A 16,108-nucleotide genomic window follows, 5' to 3' on the forward strand; every position below is an offset into this window, starting at 1 on the left:
TCCTATAAATAGTGAATTTCGAGTGTGCCCGAGCCGTCGAGCCGCACCTCGTTGCCCAGGTCCAGCGAATTCAATGGCGCGATTACCGCTTCCAGACTCAGCGTGGCGTTGAGATTCTGGATGGCACTGGGGCCGCCGGTACTGCCGGCAGTGGCGCTCAAACCCAGGTAGCGATTGGCGCTCACTGCGCTGACGCGGGTGCCGGCGCTGCTCCAGGGCAGCCCGCCGGTGGCGGAGTCGGTGGTAAACACCTGGGCGAAGCTGTCGGCGCTGATGCGTGTCGGATCGAACAACAGCCGATAGCGGCCGATCTTCTGTTGGCGAGCGTCCAGGCCCAGCCCGTAAACGCTTGGATCGGCGAGACCGGTGGCCGAGCCTTCGCGGTTGTCTTGCATACGCAGGGCGAACGCGGTCGGCGCGTCGCAGGTCACGCCCAGCGATAACGCGCGTGGGGGCAGGGCGGTGTCCTTGTCGACGTTCAGGTCGCTGACCGACAGCTTGCCCAGCTCCACATGGCCACCGTTGGAGAGCGTGGGCGTGCAGGCCGCCGGGGCAAAGTGCGCCATCAGGCGCAGTTCGCGCGAGCGGCCGGCGACGATGGCGTCGAACAGCCCGGCGGTGTCCCAGGTCACGGCATCACGTACCCGCGCGGCGTCTTCGCTGGCCCAGGCGCTGATGTCGAGCTGCAGCGACAGGCTGCGACCGGTCACGGCCATTCCATTGCGCATGGGCACAACGCCGTGGTCCGGCTGCCAGGCCAACTGGGCGCTGGTGGCGGAGGGCGCTTGCCCGGCGCCGGCAATCAAGCCCAGTTCGACCGCCTGGCCGTCCACTATTGCTTCGCTCACTCGCAGGCCATAACTGCCGCGTTCAGTAAAGCGAAAGCGCTCCGGCCCCGCCCCTGGCCCGCGATAAAACAGGCTCAGGTCGGTGGCTTGCGCGCAGTTGAGCGTCAGGCTCACGCGCCGCTCGCCGAGCAAACGCTCAGGAGCTGGCACCAACGCCACGGCGCGGTTCATCAGGCCGAAGTCCAGTTGTGCCTGGCTGAGGTTGAGCCGGCAGTCTTCGGCGCTCCAGGCAGGGTTGCCCAACAGTAGAAAAACCAGGGGATACAGCGCCTGCTTCAGGCTCATCGCACATGTCCTCATGGCTGTTCGCACCGGGCCGGTGCGGTTTCGAAATACACCTCGGGGTCGGGGTCCTGCGGTAATGCATAGCTCAGGCGGCAACGCGGCTGGCCCGCCGCTTTGATCCACAAGGGACGTGGGTCGAGTACGTCGGGCAGGAACACTTGGCTGCCTTCCTGCACCAGGGTGACGAATTCGCCATCGGCGGTACTGACGCTGGCGCCGCGTGGTATTGGCGCGCCGTTGGCGTCGGTCACCTGTAGCAGGGCACGACGGGTGATGGCGACGCCAAACTGCACCTTATCTACCGCACCCCGTCCGGCGGCGATAACCGCCAGGCCGTTGTGGATGTCGGCATTGCGCGGCAGTGAGCGGGTGTGCACTTCCACCGGACTGCGGCCATAGGCGCTGAGCTGTGGCACCACGGCCTGGCCTTGCCAATCGGTCCATACCGGGCCACTCGGGGTGTTGATCTTGATCCCGGCCATGTCACCCACCGACATCAGCGCAAAGGTGTCGCGCACCGGATATGGCGAGAAGGTCACGCCGTCCCCATGCAGCACGATGCCGCCACGGGCACCGCCCTGGTAACTGGCGCTGCGGTCATCGGCGCGGGTGTAGCTGAAATCCAACTGGCTGTACCACGGCAAGGCCGACACACCGAGCGAGGCTTCGACTTCGCGGTCACGGCTGTCACGTTCCACACCGACGCGGTAGCTCAATTGATCGTTGAACTGCTCGCTCACCCCCACGCCCATGCGGTGTTCGCCGCCCGTGTTGCGTGCCCAGGCCCGGGCACGACGGGTTTCCCCCAGCGGCAGACTGAGGTTGAGGTAAAGGCTGTTGTCGTTCTGTTGGCGGCCACCCACTTGCCACTCGGCGCTGGCCGACACCGATACCCGGCCGAGCTGCGTGCCCCAGGAGGCCAGCGCGCGGCTGCTGCTTTCACCGTTGTACGATGCTGTGCGTGACACCCCGGCACTGAACGCGCCCAGCGCCGGGTGCGCCCAGGAGGCGGTCAGGTTTTGCTGGTCGCGGTAGCGCGAGCGTTGTTGGTCGCGGCCGACGTAGGTCGAGTCTTCCAGGTTGCGGTAACCCTGGGAGCGCCATGAACCGGACGTGCTCATCGACCAGCTGTCGCTCAAGCGCTGGGACCACGACACATCCGTTTGCACCCCGCGATCACGCCCTTCACGGCTGGCCTCGGCACCTTGGGCGGTCAACTGCAACTGGCTGTCCTGCCACGGCAACCAACTCAGGTTCACCCCCGCCGCACGATAGGCATCCGCCATCAGCACGCCGCCGCCCACACTGACTTGCGGGTGCACCGCGCCGCTCCAGCCGGCGCTGACCACCCAGGGTTCCTGGCCGTCGCTGTCGCCGATCTGGCGCACGCGCCCGGCCGCCACCGAGTAGCCCGGTGCCGGCAAACCCAGGCCGAGCATGCCGGCGGGCACGGTGAAGCGGCGTTGTTCGCCGGTGGTTTCCTTGACCGTGACTTCTACGTCGGAGCGGCCGTTGAGGCGGCGCACATCGGTCAGGGCGAAGGGACCGGCCGGCACCACGGTGGAGTGGATCAACGCGCCGTTCTGGCGGACCTCCACCTGGGCCGGGCTGTTGGCGATACCGGTGATCGTCGCCCCCTGGTTCTGATCCTGCAGTGCGGTCTCGGTCAGTACTTGCGCACCGGTGATCTGCGTACCCGCCAGCACCGGGTTGTACAGGCTGATCTGCCCGGCCTGCAGCACCGCCTGGTGCTCGGCGAACGTGCGTTGGGCGTAGGCGTCCAGGTGGGTGGTGCGCGAGCGGCTGTCTTGCCAAGTCTTGACCTGACGGCTGCGCACGATCCAGTCACCGGCATTGAAGCCCACTTCGGTGTTGGCCGAGCCGAAGCGACTGCGGTTGTCGCCCATTTCGTTATAGAGCCCGGTGAGGTCGTAGTTGAGCAGGCCCGCAAAGCCGCCGGTCTGGTAGCCCGAGATGTCCTGTTGTGCGGGGCGCAGCGCGTCGGTGGGTACGATGAGTGCCAGGCCCAGGCCGGCGGGGTCCTGCTCGATGACGGTTTGCGGGTAGCGGTCGATAAAGGGATGGCAGAGCGGGTCGCCTTCGTTATCGGGCACGCTCAGGTTGCCGGCATCCAGCAGGGCGCGGTTGAAACACAGCCCGCCCTGGCGATTGAACTCTACGTCGACGCGGCCACGACGATGGCCGTTGACACTCAGGTTGACGGCGTGCCGGCCGGCCGCGAAGCGCGGGGCTTGCAGCAGCAAATTGGCCAGTTCCGGGTCGATGCCGCGCCGGGACAGGGTCTGTGGATCGAAAGACCCGACACTCGGGTTTTCATTGGCCAGCAGCGCACCGCCAGGCCATGCGCCGCCAACAGCCAGCGCCAGCCCAGCGAGTATCCTGGCGGCTTGGCGCGGTGAAACGTCGGGCACTGTTCTGCCGTCGCGGTCAGTGGTTGCTGTGCTCACAAGGTTGTACTCAACTGTCGGTGGCCTGCCCACTCTGCGGTGGCGTCAGGCCGTTGGGTGGCGTTGGCAGGCCACCTTATTTCTAGAGGGCGATCGGTGCTTCGTAGGGCGCCACGGCAAAGCCGTACACCGTGGCCGGCTGCAGTTGCACGCGGCTCGCCGCGGCGCCGCTGGTCGTGACCGTCAGGGTTTCCCCAGGCAGTACATAGGTGCGCGGCAGCAGCGCCGAACCGCCGCCGGGCAGCAGTCGCAGTTCCTGGGCCAGGCGCACCACATAGGGGCTCGGGTTGTGCACGCTCAACTGGTCGTTGTTCAAACGCCACTCCAGTCCGGTCCAGGGCGTGCGGTTGGGCGCCAGGCCTTTGGGATGCACGATCACCGGCAGGTTCTGGCGTACTGTCACCCCCACTCGCGCATGCCCGGCCTCGGCCGCCGCACGGCCCTGGGGCATGCCTTCGAAAATCACCCGTTTGAGGCGTTGAGTGGTCAGGGGCTCGGGCGATTGCAGGATGAAGCGGATCAGTTGGCTCTTGGCCGGTTCGACCCTGGCCAGCGGCGGGGTGACGAACAGCAGCGGTGCCGGGTCTTCGGGAATGTCTTCAAGGGTTACGTGCAACAGCGCCAGCTTGTCGTCGGTGTTGGTCACCGTGACCGAGGCTTCGCCGTCCGCCTCGTTGACGATCACCACCGAGGTGTCCGGCACCATGCCGTCGGCCAGTACCCATGTGGGGACGCCGAATGCCAGGGCAAGCGCGCCGAGGTACACACCGGCGTGGCGCACCCAGGTGAAGGCGCAATTGAAAAAGGGCAGGGGAGGCATGGTTACAGGTACCTCAGGTCGAGCACGATGGAGCCGTCCAATGGCACTTCCTGCTTGAGGGTCAGGTAGGCGGCCGCATTGATGGAGGTGTTGATCTGCAAGGTGGCGGTCAGCAGGCGATGGGGCTCCGGCACCAGGGTGCCGAGGTGGGCGAACCCCATGTAGTTGTCGGGGTAGGCGTTGGATTCCGGGAACCAGGTCAGGCCCTCGTTGCTGGAAGCCAGCACCAGCACGCGCTTGCCGTCGCCCATTGCATCGCGAAAGGCGAGAGACACGGTGCCAAGCCGTTCGCTCGGCGCGTGAATATTGTGGCCCAGTCCGTAATAGAAACCGGGTCCCAATGAGGAGTCGGCGCGATTGTCCAGGCCCACCAACACAAACAGCACCGGTTCGTTACAGCTCACGTTCAAGTCCAGGGACTGAGTCGGCAAGGCGCTGTATTCGTACTGGTTGAGGCTGCTGGCCGGCACCTTTCCGTGGTCGACAATGCCGTTGGCCGACAGCGTCGTCGTGCAGGCGCTGGGGGTGATCAGGCCGGTGACGTTCAGCTCGGTGCTGGAGGTTGCCAGCGCCAGCGACTGGGCGCCGAGCAGGTAAAACAGGGCAAGAAGGCGTGAAGAGTAGTGCTTCATGGGGAAGGTTTACCGGTTGCCTGGTTTATCGTTTGCGTACGGGACGAGGGCAGGCGTGAAGGCCTGCCGTTGTTCGAGTCAGGGTGTTACAGATAACGCACGGTGATGGTTGCCGAACCGTCGATGGCGACTTCGTTGGTGAGGGTCAATCCGCTGGCCGGGGCGATTGCCGAGGAGATGCTCAGGTCCGAGGTCCACACCTGCACCGGGATCGGCGCATCAACGCCCGTTGCGGCGGGCGCAAGGAGTTCGACGGGCGTCAGGTAGCGGCTGTTGACCCAGCTAACACCGCCATCGATGGAACTGATGGTCCTGACCGGCACACCATCGGCGATTGGGTTTAACACTCGCAGCGACATGAGGCCGAGCTTTTCCGTATCGTTGATCAGGCCGAGTCCGAAGTCGTACTCGTCGTCACCGTGGTTCGAGCCGGCGCGGTTGTCGTCGGCGTCCAGCGCTATCAACGTGGCTGCGTCACAGGTGACGGTGAGTTGCAGGGTTTGCCGGTCGAGCCAGGTCTCTTTGTCGACATTGAGGTCCTTGGCCGAAATTTTGCCGTAGTCCACCGAGCCGCCGTTGGACAGGGTGGGCGTGCAGGCGCTTGGGGTGATCAGGCCTTTGACGGTCAGGTCGACACTGGACGCGGCAAAGGCGCTGCTGCTGCCGGCAAACAGCAGGGCGGCGGTCAGGGTTTTGAAGGCAATGTTCATCGTGGAACTCCGGGAATAGCGATTAGGGGAAAACGGTTACCGGTACTTGAGTTGCAACGTGACCTGGCCGTCGATGGGCACTTCATCGAGCAGGGTCAGGTCCGTGGCGGGCACGATCATGGTGAATGCCCGCAGGCGAGCGTTCAGGGTTTGCACGGCCATTGGCGTGTACGGGCCGCCGGGGGCGGAGAACGACGTCAAGGCGGCGTGCCCGAGATACGCCGAGGGGCTCCAGTGGGCCCCACCGTCGCGTGACAGAATGGTTTGCACCGGTACGCTGTCGGCCACCGGGTCGAACAACCCGAAGGCCACACTGCCGAGTTTCTGGTCATCGTTGACGATGCCCAGGCCGTGATGCGCCGGGTTGATCGCCGAGCTGCCGGCGCGGTTGTCGATGGTGTTCAGGGTGAAAAACGTCGCCCCCTCACAAACCACTTGCAGGGTCATTTCGCCGGCTTGCAGGCTGGTGGGTTTGTCCGGATGCAGGTCCTTGGCGGTCAGTTTGCCGTGGTCGACCACGCCGCCATCGGACAGGTTGGGCGTGCAGGAAGCTGGGGTAATGGTTCCGTGGACGCTCAAGTTGGTATTGCTGGCGGCGACGGCGCCGGATGCGCAGGCCGCCAACACAATGGCGAGGGCGGCCGGGGTGGTTCTGTCCATGGGCACAAGTCCTTGTGGGTAAGCGTTCTGGCCCTGCGCTAAGACAGGGATGTGTCAGCCCCGGCGCGCCGTCCCGAGGCTGAGCGACGGCAACTGTAGCGACGGCCCTGTCGTGTGTGAATGCAACTATTACGATAGTGAGCTGCGATGCCGCTGAGCGCCGGAAAAGACACCCTTGCGTGTAAGAGAAACGGTATTGTCGTAGTTGTTGTATCGCCCTGAATCATTCATTCGGATACTTTTCTTGGCTCTTTAACAGTCTCGATTCATTTAATTGAATGGAGGTGCAGGCCCTTGCGCGAAAAAATCGAGTGAGGTCGACCGTCCGGTCGGCAACCGTCGGCTCCCTCGTGGGCCTGCGCGCTGATCTTTTTGCGCGAGGTAGCTATGCAGGACCCCACTGCTGGCTGTAGTCCACACAGTCCATCGCCAATACCGCCGCATTGGCGGACCCTGCGGGTATTACTGGCCGATGATCACCGCGCCTATCGGCTGTTGATCGGTTCATTTTTGTGTTCGCTGGGGCTGGCCCATGAAACGGTTGGGGATGGCCAGGCGGCGCTGGAAACCTTGGCGGCGCGTCCGTTCGATCTGCTGATCAGTGATTGCCGCATGCCGGTGATGGACGGTTATGCCCTGACCCTTGAACTGCGTCGCCGTGAAGGTTTGGCCGGCACCGCGCGGCTGCCGGTGATCGCCTTGACCGGATGCCTGGGCGCGGAGCAGATCCAGCGTTGCGTGGCGTGCGGCATGGACGACTGGATGCTCAAGCCCATCACCCTTGAACGATTGCGCGAGGTGTTGCTGTATTGGCTGCCCAACCCCGACGTGCGTCCGCACCGGCCAAGACGCCCGGTGGATTTGGCACGCTTGCATGGCAAGCTCCCAACCCGTGCCAGCCTGATCGCGACCTTCGGCTTCTGGGAGGTGGTGGAACCCTTGTTGTTTTGTTTGATGCAGGAGGCTCACGAAGACCTGGTGGTTTTGAAACAGGCGCTCAACGACGCAGATACCGTCATCACCACCCAGCGTTTGCATCGGCTGGTGGGGGGCTTGGCGTTTCTGGGCGATACGGGCCTGGAACAACGCGCCATGCTCCTGATCGAGCGTGTGCAGCGCACTGGCGTGGCAGCCAACACGTCGCTGCTAAAGCGGTTTGAAAGGGACATCGAAGGTTATCTGTCGTACTTGGCCAATCTCTAATGTCCTACATAGAGATGAAGGAATTCCTCCCTTTGATATGTAGGATGTTTCTGTATGACTGTTCCTTTTATTTTGTAGGTCTAAGTTGAGCGCACGTAAATACGGGGTGTGGGAAAAAACTGTGCAAGATCACTGGTTGTTGTCCAGGGTTTGCCGGGTTATTTTCTGAAACTCAAATTGCCATCATGGAAAATACAATGCTTCGGATAATTATTGCCGACGATCACCCCATTGTTCGTGTTGGGCAGAAAGTGGTAGTCGAGGCCGGTGGTATGTACAAAGTCGTTGGCGAGGCCAACGGCCCTGACCAGTTACTGGCGTTGGTGGCGAGCACGCCGTGTGATGTGATCGTCACGGACTTCGCCATGCCCGGCGACCAGCAAGCGGATGGGTATGGTTTGTTGGGCTTGTTGCAGCGTCAATACCCGACATTGCCGGTGATTCTGGTGACGATGTTCGCCAATGTCGCCACGCTGCGTTCGGCGTTCGCCCATGGCGCGCGGGCGATCGTCGCCAAAAGCGCCTCGGCGCGGGAGTTGCCCTTGGCGTTGAGGGCCGTGGTCAGCGGACGCACCTTTGTCAGTGAGTCATTGCGTGTACAGATGGAACTGGCCGGCACTTCAAAAAGCGATGCGTCGCCGCAACTGTCGGGCAAGGAGCGCGAGGTGGTGCGCATGTTGGCCAGCGGTATGACCGTCAGCCAGATCGCCGCCCAGGTCAATCGCAGTATCTCGACCATCAGCAAGCAGAAAAGTACCGCCATGCACCGATTGTGTATTTCCACGGATGTGGATTTGTTTGCCTATGCGCGCGAGGCCGGAATGGTGCCTTAGCAAGTTGTAGTTTAATACCGCTAACTGGATAGACGGATTCGTATTAGTTGTATGGGGTGTGTGCCGTTGATCCTTTAGTTTAATGCCGTCCTCTTGCCGTAATGGGTAGGAAGTTGACATCCCTGGTCTATTAGATGAGTCGAATTGATAAGTTGCCGACATTCCTGTGTTGGCACTGTTAACATTCGACCGCAAGCGAGCATTCCCATGCAACAGTCTCATGTACTTACCGCCGCCGCATTATTGCTGGCGGGCGTCTCCAATGTATTTGCCGCCTCCAGTGTGGACTTGAGCGTTACCGGCACTCTTACTCCATCGGCCTGTACGCCTGCGTTGTCCAATGGCGGTGTGGTGGATCACGGCAAGATATCGGTCCAGGACCTCGACAGGCTGACTACACAACTGCCGGACGCCACGTTGACGTTGACCATCAATTGCGACGCGACGGCGCTGATTGCCATCAAGGCGATGGATAATCGCTCTGGGACCGCTGCGCCGGATTGGACTGGGCCGTCGCCTGTTTCATATTTCGGGCTGGGGTTGGCGTCTGGCGGCGAGAAAATCGGCGGGTATAGGCTTGGCACAAGTAACGCGACAGCCGACGGCGTTGCGCGCGCCGTGATCGAGTCTACGGATGGCCAGACCTGGTTCGAAACCTGGAGTTCAAGCTGGCAGCCGAACTGGATGCGCACGGTGAACGGGGGAAGCACCCAACTGCCGGCGCCACTGCCGTTGCAGGCCTTCAAGGCTGATCTGTTGATTTCCACATATATTGCTCCGAAAAGCTTTTTGCCTATTACCGAAGACATCCGGATCGACGGCAGCGCCACCCTGGACATCGTCTACCTGTAAGGCGCAACGCCCGCGCTATTTTTGTCATGAATGCCCATGGCCTTCACAGCCTGCACCGACTATCGTGCAGGCCTGACAAAAATGTTTACGGAACCTGCCCCATGAGTGATGCCCACAGCGCCCTGATCACCCGCTTCTACGAGGCGTTCCAACGCCTGGATGCCGAGGCCATGGCGGCCTGCTACACCGACGATGTGCTGTTCAGCGACCCGGCCTTCGGTGAACTGCGTGGCCGGGATGCCGGCGATATGTGGCGCATGCTCACCACCCGCGCCAAGGATTTCTCCCTGACCTTCGACAATGTACGCAGCGATGATCGCAGCGGCGGTGCGCATTGGGTCGCCACCTACCTGTTCAGTGCCACCGGCAACAGGGTCGTCAACGATATCCAGGCGCGCTTTGTGTTTCGTGACGGCAAGATCTGCGAACATCACGACAGCTTTGACGTGTGGCGCTGGTCGCGCCAGGCATTGGGCACCAAAGGCCTGCTGCTGGGCTGGACGCCGCTGGTGAAAAACGCCGTGCGTGCCCAGGCGCGCAAAGGCTTGAAGGCATTCCAGGCCAGTCGTTGATAAGCTTGGCGTTCCTCTGGACTGTTGAATCCGCCTGTGACTGATCCTGTCGAACCCAACCCCTGGTTTGTGTACCTGGTGCGCGCCGCCAATGGCGCGCTGTATTGCGGCATCAGCAACGACCCGGTGCGCCGTTTTGCCTCGCACCAGAGCGGCAAGGGCGCACGGTTTTTTTTGTCCAGCCCGGCGGTCGCGCTGGTGTATACCGAGCGGTGCGCGAGCAAGGGCGAGGCGCTGCGCCAGGAACGGCTGATCAAGAAATTGAAGAAGAGCGCCAAGGAGTGCCTGGCGGCGAGCGGGTCATTGATCTGACTGATGGGCGCCCATCACGCCGCCGCAGCCGATTGCGCGCTAAGCTGCGGGTTCATCATTGGAGTGGACCCCGGCATGTCTGAGCTAATCCTGCACCACTACCCCACGTCTCCCTTCGCGGAAAAAGCTCGGCTGCTGCTGGGCTTCAAAGGCTTGTCCTGGCACTCGGTGCATATCTCGCCGGTGATGCCCAAGCCGGACCTGACCGCCCTCACCGGAGGCTACCGTAAAACCCCGGTGCTGCAGGTCGGCGCCGATATCTATTGCGACACTGCATTGATCGCCCGCCGCCTGGAACAGGAAAAAGTCGCGCCGGCGCTGTTTCCGCTGGGCCAGGAAATGATCACGCAAACCTTCGCCACCTGGGCTGACAGCGTGGTGTTTGCCCATGCCGTGAGCCTGGTGTTCCAGCCGGAATCGGTGGCGGTGCGTTTCGGAAAATTGCCGCCGGAAGCGATCAAGGCCTTTCTCGCCGACCGCGCCGCGCTGTTCAGCGGCGGTACGGCGAGCAAACTCCCGAGTGAATTGGCCAAACATCAATGGCCGGCGATCATGGCGCGGTTGGAGCAGCAACTGCAGCGTGAACCGGGTGACTTCCTGTTCGGCGAGCCGTGCATAGCCGACTTCGCCCTGGCCCACTCGTTGTGGTTCCTCAAGGCCACGCCCGTGACCGCGCCGTTGGTGGATGCGTATCCGGCCGTGTCGGCGTGGTTGGGACGCGTGCTCGGTTTCGGCCACGGCACCGCCAGCCAGATGAGCGCTGAGCAGGCCCTGGAAATCGCCCGCGAGGCTACCCCCGCTGAGTTGCCCGAGGAGGTATTCGAAGACTTGAATGGTTTTAAGGCCGGGCAACAGGTGACCATCAGCGCGATCGATTACGGGGTCGATCCGGTCGCCGGCGAGTTGCTCTTTGCCGGTCGCGAAACGCTGATCCTGCGCCGCACCGACCCACGCGCAGGCACTGTGCATGTGCACTTCCCACGCTTCGGTTTTCGCCTCCAGGCGCAATAAACCAAAAATATTTGCAGATAAAGGTGAGGTAAACCTGTGGCCCACCCGTGTAATGCTTGAAACTGCGATTTATTCGCATTAACAGCGTTTTCTACACGGGTTCTCACAGCATGAAGTCGATGGCGGGCGGTTTGGTTAAACAGTGGTTGGGCGCGTCGGTACTGGTCGTATCGGGGCTGGCGTTGCTGCCGCTGTGCGTGGCGCAGGCGCAAGAGCAGCAAATTGCTCAATTCACCTTTGCCCTGGCTGCCAAGCCGTTGCCCCAGGCTCTTAGCGATTTCAGTCGGGTCACCGGCATCAGCGTGATCTATACCGATGAAGCGCCTTATGGCCTGAGCGCACCGGCGGTCAGCGGGCAGATGAGCGCGGCCCAGGCCCTGCAACGCCTGCTGGGTAACTCCGGCTTTACCTTCCGCCAGATCGACGCCCGCACCCTGGCGCTGGAGCCCGTGCCCACCGACGGTACGCTCAACCTGGGCGCCACCACCATCAGCGGTGTCGGCCAAACCCAGGACAGCACCAGCTACCAGCCGCCGCCCACCAGTTCGGTGATGCGCTCCCATGCGCTGCTGCTGGAAACCCCGCAAACCGTCAATGTGGTCCCGGCCCAGGTATTGCGCGACCAGACCCCACGCAATCTGGATGACGCCCTGGGCAATGTCAGCGGCATCACCCAGGCCAACACCCTCGCCAGTACCCAGGACGCCGTGATGCTGCGCGGCTTTGGCGACAACCGTAACGGCTCGATCATGCGCGACGGCATGCCGGTGGTGCAGGGCCGTGCTTTGAATGCCACGGCCGAGCGCGTCGAAGTGCTCAAGGGGCCGTCGTCGCTGCTGTATGGCATCCAGGACCCCGGCGGCGTAGTGAATATCGTCAGTAAAAAGCCCGAGTTGACCCAATCCACGTCCCTGACCGTGCGCGGCTCCACCTTCGGCGACGGCAAGAACGGCAGCGGCGGCGGCCTCGATACCACCGGCCCGATCGGTGATTCGGGCTTGGCCTATCGCCTGATCGTTGACCATGAGGACGAAGACTACTGGCGCAACTTTGGCACCCACCGCGAGACGCTGGTGGCACCGTCCCTGGCCTGGTACGGCGACAGCACCCAGTTGCTGTTCGCCTACGAACACCGTGAATTTCTCTCGCCATTCGACCGTGGTACCGCCATCGATCCCAAGACCAACCACCCGTTGGACATCCCCGCCACACGGCGCCTGGATGAGCCGTTCAACAACATGGAAGGGCGCTCGGACCTGTACCGCTTCGAAGCCGATCATGATTTGAACGACGCGTGGAAAGCTCACTTTGGCTACAGCTGGAACCGCGAAACCTACGATGCCAGCCAGGTGCGCATCAGTGCGGTGAACAGCAACGGCACATTGACCCGCAGGATGGACGGCACCCAAGGCGCAATCACCACCGACCGTTTCGCCACCGCCAGCCTGGAAGGCAAGGTCAACGTGCTGGGCATGCAGCATGACCTGGTGTTCGGCCTGGACGACGAATACCGCAAGATCTATCGCGCCGACCTGATTCGCCAGGGCTCGCGCGCCAACTTCAACTACAACGACCCGGTGTACGGCAACGAAGTGGCGGGCACCACGGTCAGCGCCGCCGACAGCGCCCAGACCGACCTGTTGCGCAGCGACTCGCTGTTTTTCCAGGACGCGATTCACCTCACCGACCAGTGGATCTTTGTGGCTGGCGCGCGCTACCAGATGTACGACCAATACGCCGGCAAGGGCGTGCCGTTCAAGGCCAATACCGACGGCAAGGGCCAGGCCTGGGTGCCGCGCGCAGGCTTGGTGTACCGCTACACCGATCAATTGTCGTTCTACGGCAGCTACACCGAGTCGTTCAAACCCAACTCCACCATCGCCGCCCTGGCCGATGGCAGCACCTTGACCGGCGATCTGACGCCCGAGGAATCCAAGTCCTGGGAACTGGGCGTCAAGCTCGACATGCCGGGGCGCATCACCGCCAGCGCGGCGTTGTTCAACATCGACAAGCGCAATGTGCTGGTCTCGGTAGGTTCCGGTGCCAACACCATCTACAGCATCGCCGGCCAGGTGCGCTCCCGTGGCCTGGAACTGGACGCCGGCGGGCAGTTGACCGACCAATGGAGCGTGATCGGCAGCTACGCGTTCACCGACGCCGAGGACATCAAGGACCAGGACCCGACCCTGCAAGGCAACCGCCTGCAAAACGTCGCCAAACACACCGGCTCGCTGTCGGCGGTGTACGACTTCGGCAACGTGTTCGGCGGCGACCAATTGCGAGTGGGCGCGGGCGCGCGTTATGTGGGCGAGCGCGCCGGCGATGCGGCCAACGATTTCGACCTGCCGGGCTACACCGTGGCGGATGCGTTCGCGACCTACGACACCAGAATCGAGGGGCAGAAGGTCAAGTTCCAGCTCAACGTGAAGAACCTGTTTGACCGCACCTACTACACCTCGGCGGCCAGCCGGTTTTTCGTGTCGATGGGCGATGCGCGGCAGGTGTCGGTGTCGAGTACGTTGCAGTTCTAAGGGGAATTGCGAGAGCGGTGAGGCCCCAATGTTGGATCAAGCCCGCTCGCCACAACAGGACGGAGCTGTTAGCGTTGCCCGTACTGATGACTTGCTGGAACACAATACCGATGCACTCTGGACGATGGCTACACCTGCTGTGCATGAGCTTTTTACTCGCGGGTTGCGCCAGCGTTTCGCCAAGCTCCACCGCAACGCTCGATCAACTGCTGGCCGACCCGGCGCTCAACGGCGCCACCGTTTCCCTGATGGTGCGCGACGCCCGCAGCGGCGACACCCTTTATCAACACAATCCGCACACGCGGCTGGTGCCGGCGTCCAACCTCAAATTGCTGACCACCGCCGCCGCGATGGAGGTGCTGGGGCCGCACTACCGGTTTTCCACGCAATTGCGCAGTAACGGTGTGCGGCAGGGCGAGCGCCTGACTGGCAACCTGTACCTGCGCGGCCTGGGCGACCCGACCACGCAATTGGCCGATTACCAGGCGCTGGCCGCGCAACTGGCGAGCCAGGGCGTGCGTCAGGTGCAGGGGGATCTGGTGTTCGATGACACTTGGTTCGACGCCGAACGCCTCGGTGTGGACTGGGCCCAGGACGATGAAAGTACCTACTACGGCGCGCAGATTTCGGCACTGACGGTGTCGCCCGATACGGATTTTGATGCGGGCACATTAATCGTCACGGCCAAGGCCCCGGTGATAACCGGCCAGCCAGTTAACGTGGGGGTGAGCCCGGCAACCGATTACGTGCAACTGAGCAATCGCGCGGTCAGCGGCCCTGGCGATACCTATGGCATTACCCGCCGGCATGGCACCAACCTGCTGCAACTCACCGGCGCGCTGGCGCCGGGCACGCAAAGCCGACAGTGGGTGAGCGTATGGGAGCCGACGCAACTGGTCGCCAACCTGTTCGAACAGGCGCTGGCGCAGCAGGGCATCAAGGTCTTGGGACGACGCGTGATCGGTGGTGCAACCCCGCTCACCGCCACGATTCTGGCCGAGCACCAATCGGCGCCGTTGCAGGCACTGATCACGCCGCTGCTTAAACTGTCGAACAACAACATGTCCGAAGTCTTGCTCAAGGCCATGGGGCGCAAGACGGCGAATGCGGGCACCGCGCAGGCGGGCGTGGCGGCGGTGGCGGTGTTCATGAAACGCCAGGGCATGGACCCGGCGACGCTGAGCCAAGTGGACGGTTCGGGCTTGTCGCGGCGCAATCTGGTGTCGTCGCAGACCCTGACCGACCTGTTGCTGGCCGCGTCCAGACAGCCCTGGTTCGACGCCTGGTACAACGCCCTGCCGATTGCCGGCAACGCCGACCGCATGAGCGGGGGCGGCCTGCGTTATCGCCTGCGTGGCACGGCCGCCGAAAACAACCTGCACGCCAAGACCGGCTCGATGGCCGGCGTCTCGTCGTTAAGTGGCTACATCACCGATGCCGGTGGGCGACGCCTGGTGTTCTCGATGGTGAGCAACAATTACCTGAGCGATGCCGCGCCGATCCACGCCCTGGAAAACCGCCTGGCCGTCGCCCTGACGCAGTGGCACGACTGATTCAGGGCTGATAGCCCATGCGCCAACTCACGGCTCGGGTCGCCGCCAGCAAGCGCTGCGCCGCCGGGCCATCTTCGTCGGCATGGAACAGCGAGGTGGGGCCGACCACGGTCATCACCGCCGCAACGTGCCCGACGGCGTTGAACACCGGCGCCGACAACGCATCCACGCCCGGCATCAGTAACCCGTGCACAAAGTGCAGGCCACGGCTGCGGATCTGTGCACAGGTGGTGGCATAGGCCTCATCGTCCGCCAGCGCATGGGCGATGCCCGCCTGGACCTCACGCTCGCGCAGCTCCACGGTTTCCCGCGACGGCAGGAAGGCGCTGAACACCAGCCCGGTGGACGAACTGAGCAGCGGCAGCACCGAGCCCAACTGCGTCACCACCGTGACCGCGCGCACCGCCGGTTCGATGTGTACCACGGTCGCACCCTGGTTGCCCCAGACCGCCAGAAAGCAGGTTTCATTCAACTCGTCGCGCAGCTCGGCCAGGGGCAGGGCGCCGACTTTCAGCACGTCCATGCTGCCCAGTGCGGCCAAGCCTACCCTGAGCGCCTCGCGGCCAAGGCCGTAATGGTTGGTGGCGGTGTTCTGTTCGGCGAACCCCGAGGCGATTAACGCCTGCAGATAACGGTGCACCTTGCTCGCCGGCATCTGCACATGTTCAGCCAGGCGCGACAGCGAAGTGGCCGGTGACAATTCGGCCAGGGCCTTGAGGATATCGGTGCCCACTTCGGCCGAGCGGACTTTTTGTTTGCCTGTGTCGCGGGGCTTTTCCATGGAGGGGCGAGAATCCGAGAGATGAATGGGCGTCTTT

Annotated in this window: 15 protein-coding genes; 8 read left to right on the forward strand and 7 right to left on the reverse strand. The window is 63.0% G+C overall.

The features are described from left to right. Positions 1 to 2: 2 nt before the first annotated feature. The 6 genes from PSH66_RS05760 to PSH66_RS05785 all read right to left on the reverse strand — a co-directional run bounded on the left by PSH66_RS05760 (position 3) and on the right by PSH66_RS05785 (position 6,423). Complete coding sequence (locus PSH66_RS05760) at positions 3 to 1,133, reverse strand: DUF1120 domain-containing protein (RefSeq protein ID WP_003171951.1); 1,131 nt, start codon at positions 1,131 to 1,133, stop codon at positions 3 to 5. A gap of 11 nt (positions 1,134 to 1,144) precedes the next feature. Next, the gene (locus tag PSH66_RS05765) at positions 1,145 to 3,601 is read right to left on the reverse strand and encodes a fimbria/pilus outer membrane usher protein (protein WP_305428541.1); all 2,457 of its coding nucleotides are present in this window, start codon (positions 3,599 to 3,601) and stop codon (positions 1,145 to 1,147) included. Positions 3,602 to 3,683: 82 nt separating this feature from the next. Continuing rightward, positions 3,684 to 4,421 (reverse strand): fimbria/pilus chaperone family protein, encoded by a 738-nt coding sequence (locus PSH66_RS05770; protein WP_003171953.1) that lies wholly within the window; start codon positions 4,419 to 4,421, stop codon positions 3,684 to 3,686. Positions 4,422 to 4,423: 2 nt separating this feature from the next. Continuing rightward, a complete protein-coding gene (locus PSH66_RS05775) occupies positions 4,424 to 5,053 on the reverse strand; it encodes a DUF1120 domain-containing protein (RefSeq protein WP_003171958.1) in 630 nt (209 codons plus the stop codon). An 86-nt stretch (positions 5,054 to 5,139) separates the two neighbouring features. Further along, positions 5,140 to 5,763, reverse strand: coding sequence for a DUF1120 domain-containing protein (locus tag PSH66_RS05780; protein ID WP_305428542.1), 624 nt, complete (start codon positions 5,761 to 5,763; stop codon positions 5,140 to 5,142). Positions 5,764 to 5,799: 36 nt separating this feature from the next. Then, positions 5,800 to 6,423: a DUF1120 domain-containing protein gene (locus PSH66_RS05785; RefSeq protein ID WP_305428543.1), complete on the reverse strand. Its 624-nt coding sequence runs from the start codon at positions 6,421 to 6,423 to the stop codon at positions 5,800 to 5,802. A 387-nt stretch (positions 6,424 to 6,810) separates the two neighbouring features. On the opposite strand from PSH66_RS05785, the gene PSH66_RS05790 reads away from it, so the two are divergent. The 8 genes from PSH66_RS05790 to dacB all read left to right on the forward strand — a co-directional run bounded on the left by PSH66_RS05790 (position 6,811) and on the right by dacB (position 15,290). Further along, on the forward strand, positions 6,811 to 7,626 hold the full coding sequence (locus PSH66_RS05790) for a response regulator (protein WP_305428544.1): 816 nt from the start codon (positions 6,811 to 6,813) through the stop codon (positions 7,624 to 7,626). Positions 7,627 to 7,823: 197 nt separating this feature from the next. Next, entirely contained in the window at positions 7,824 to 8,459 is a 636-nt protein-coding gene (locus PSH66_RS05795) for a response regulator transcription factor (protein ID WP_305428545.1), read from the forward strand. A gap of 207 nt (positions 8,460 to 8,666) precedes the next feature. Then, on the forward strand, positions 8,667 to 9,311 hold the full coding sequence (locus PSH66_RS05800; RefSeq protein WP_305428546.1) for a DUF1120 domain-containing protein: 645 nt from the start codon (positions 8,667 to 8,669) through the stop codon (positions 9,309 to 9,311). A gap of 101 nt (positions 9,312 to 9,412) precedes the next feature. Continuing rightward, positions 9,413 to 9,883: a nuclear transport factor 2 family protein gene (locus PSH66_RS05805; protein WP_042944211.1), complete on the forward strand. Its 471-nt coding sequence runs from the start codon at positions 9,413 to 9,415 to the stop codon at positions 9,881 to 9,883. Between the two features lie 36 nt (positions 9,884 to 9,919). Continuing rightward, a complete protein-coding gene (locus PSH66_RS05810) occupies positions 9,920 to 10,195 on the forward strand; it encodes a GIY-YIG nuclease family protein (protein WP_042944213.1) in 276 nt (91 codons plus the stop codon). Between the two features lie 75 nt (positions 10,196 to 10,270). Continuing rightward, positions 10,271 to 11,206: a glutathione S-transferase family protein gene (locus PSH66_RS05815; RefSeq protein WP_003171968.1), complete on the forward strand. Its 936-nt coding sequence runs from the start codon at positions 10,271 to 10,273 to the stop codon at positions 11,204 to 11,206. 110 nt (positions 11,207 to 11,316) lie between these two features. Next, positions 11,317 to 13,737: a TonB-dependent receptor gene (locus tag PSH66_RS05820; RefSeq protein ID WP_305428547.1), complete on the forward strand. Its 2,421-nt coding sequence runs from the start codon at positions 11,317 to 11,319 to the stop codon at positions 13,735 to 13,737. Positions 13,738 to 13,847: 110 nt separating this feature from the next. Further along, positions 13,848 to 15,290: a D-alanyl-D-alanine carboxypeptidase/D-alanyl-D-alanine-endopeptidase gene (dacB, locus tag PSH66_RS05825; RefSeq protein WP_305428548.1), complete on the forward strand. Its 1,443-nt coding sequence runs from the start codon at positions 13,848 to 13,850 to the stop codon at positions 15,288 to 15,290. Between the two features lies 1 nt (position 15,291). On the opposite strand, the gene PSH66_RS05830 is transcribed toward dacB, so the two are convergent. Further along, positions 15,292 to 16,071, reverse strand: a complete 780-nt coding sequence (locus tag PSH66_RS05830; RefSeq protein ID WP_003171972.1) for an IclR family transcriptional regulator — start codon at positions 16,069 to 16,071, stop codon at positions 15,292 to 15,294. Positions 16,072 to 16,108: the final 37 nt, after the last annotated feature.

The organism is Pseudomonas sp. FP597, from assembly GCF_030687435.1.
GTDB lineage: Bacteria > Pseudomonadota > Gammaproteobacteria > Pseudomonadales > Pseudomonadaceae > Aquipseudomonas > Aquipseudomonas lactucae.

Bases quoted from the DNA above. Each gene is read 5' to 3' on its own strand.
- PSH66_RS05760 (WP_003171951.1), bottom strand. From the start codon at position 1,133: ATGAGCCTGAAGCAGGCGCTGTATCCCCTGGTTTTTCTACTGTTGGGC.
- PSH66_RS05770 (WP_003171953.1), bottom strand. From the start codon at position 4,421: ATGCCTCCCCTGCCCTTTTTCAATTGCGCCTTCACCTGGGTGCGCCAC.
- PSH66_RS05775 (WP_003171958.1), bottom strand. From the start codon at position 5,053: ATGAAGCACTACTCTTCACGCCTTCTTGCCCTGTTTTACCTGCTCGGC.
- PSH66_RS05780 (WP_305428542.1), bottom strand. From the start codon at position 5,763: ATGAACATTGCCTTCAAAACCCTGACCGCCGCCCTGCTGTTTGCCGGC.
- PSH66_RS05785 (WP_305428543.1), bottom strand. From the start codon at position 6,423: ATGGACAGAACCACCCCGGCCGCCCTCGCCATTGTGTTGGCGGCCTGC.
- PSH66_RS05790 (WP_305428544.1), top strand. From the start codon at position 6,811: ATGCAGGACCCCACTGCTGGCTGTAGTCCACACAGTCCATCGCCAATA.
- PSH66_RS05795 (WP_305428545.1), top strand. From the start codon at position 7,824: ATGCTTCGGATAATTATTGCCGACGATCACCCCATTGTTCGTGTTGGG.
- PSH66_RS05800 (WP_305428546.1), top strand. From the start codon at position 8,667: ATGCAACAGTCTCATGTACTTACCGCCGCCGCATTATTGCTGGCGGGC.
- PSH66_RS05805 (WP_042944211.1), top strand. From the start codon at position 9,413: ATGAGTGATGCCCACAGCGCCCTGATCACCCGCTTCTACGAGGCGTTC.
- PSH66_RS05815 (WP_003171968.1), top strand. From the start codon at position 10,271: ATGTCTGAGCTAATCCTGCACCACTACCCCACGTCTCCCTTCGCGGAA.
- PSH66_RS05820 (WP_305428547.1), top strand. From the start codon at position 11,317: ATGAAGTCGATGGCGGGCGGTTTGGTTAAACAGTGGTTGGGCGCGTCG.
- dacB (WP_305428548.1), top strand. From the start codon at position 13,848: ATGCACTCTGGACGATGGCTACACCTGCTGTGCATGAGCTTTTTACTC.
- PSH66_RS05830 (WP_003171972.1), bottom strand. From the start codon at position 16,071: ATGGAAAAGCCCCGCGACACAGGCAAACAAAAAGTCCGCTCGGCCGAA.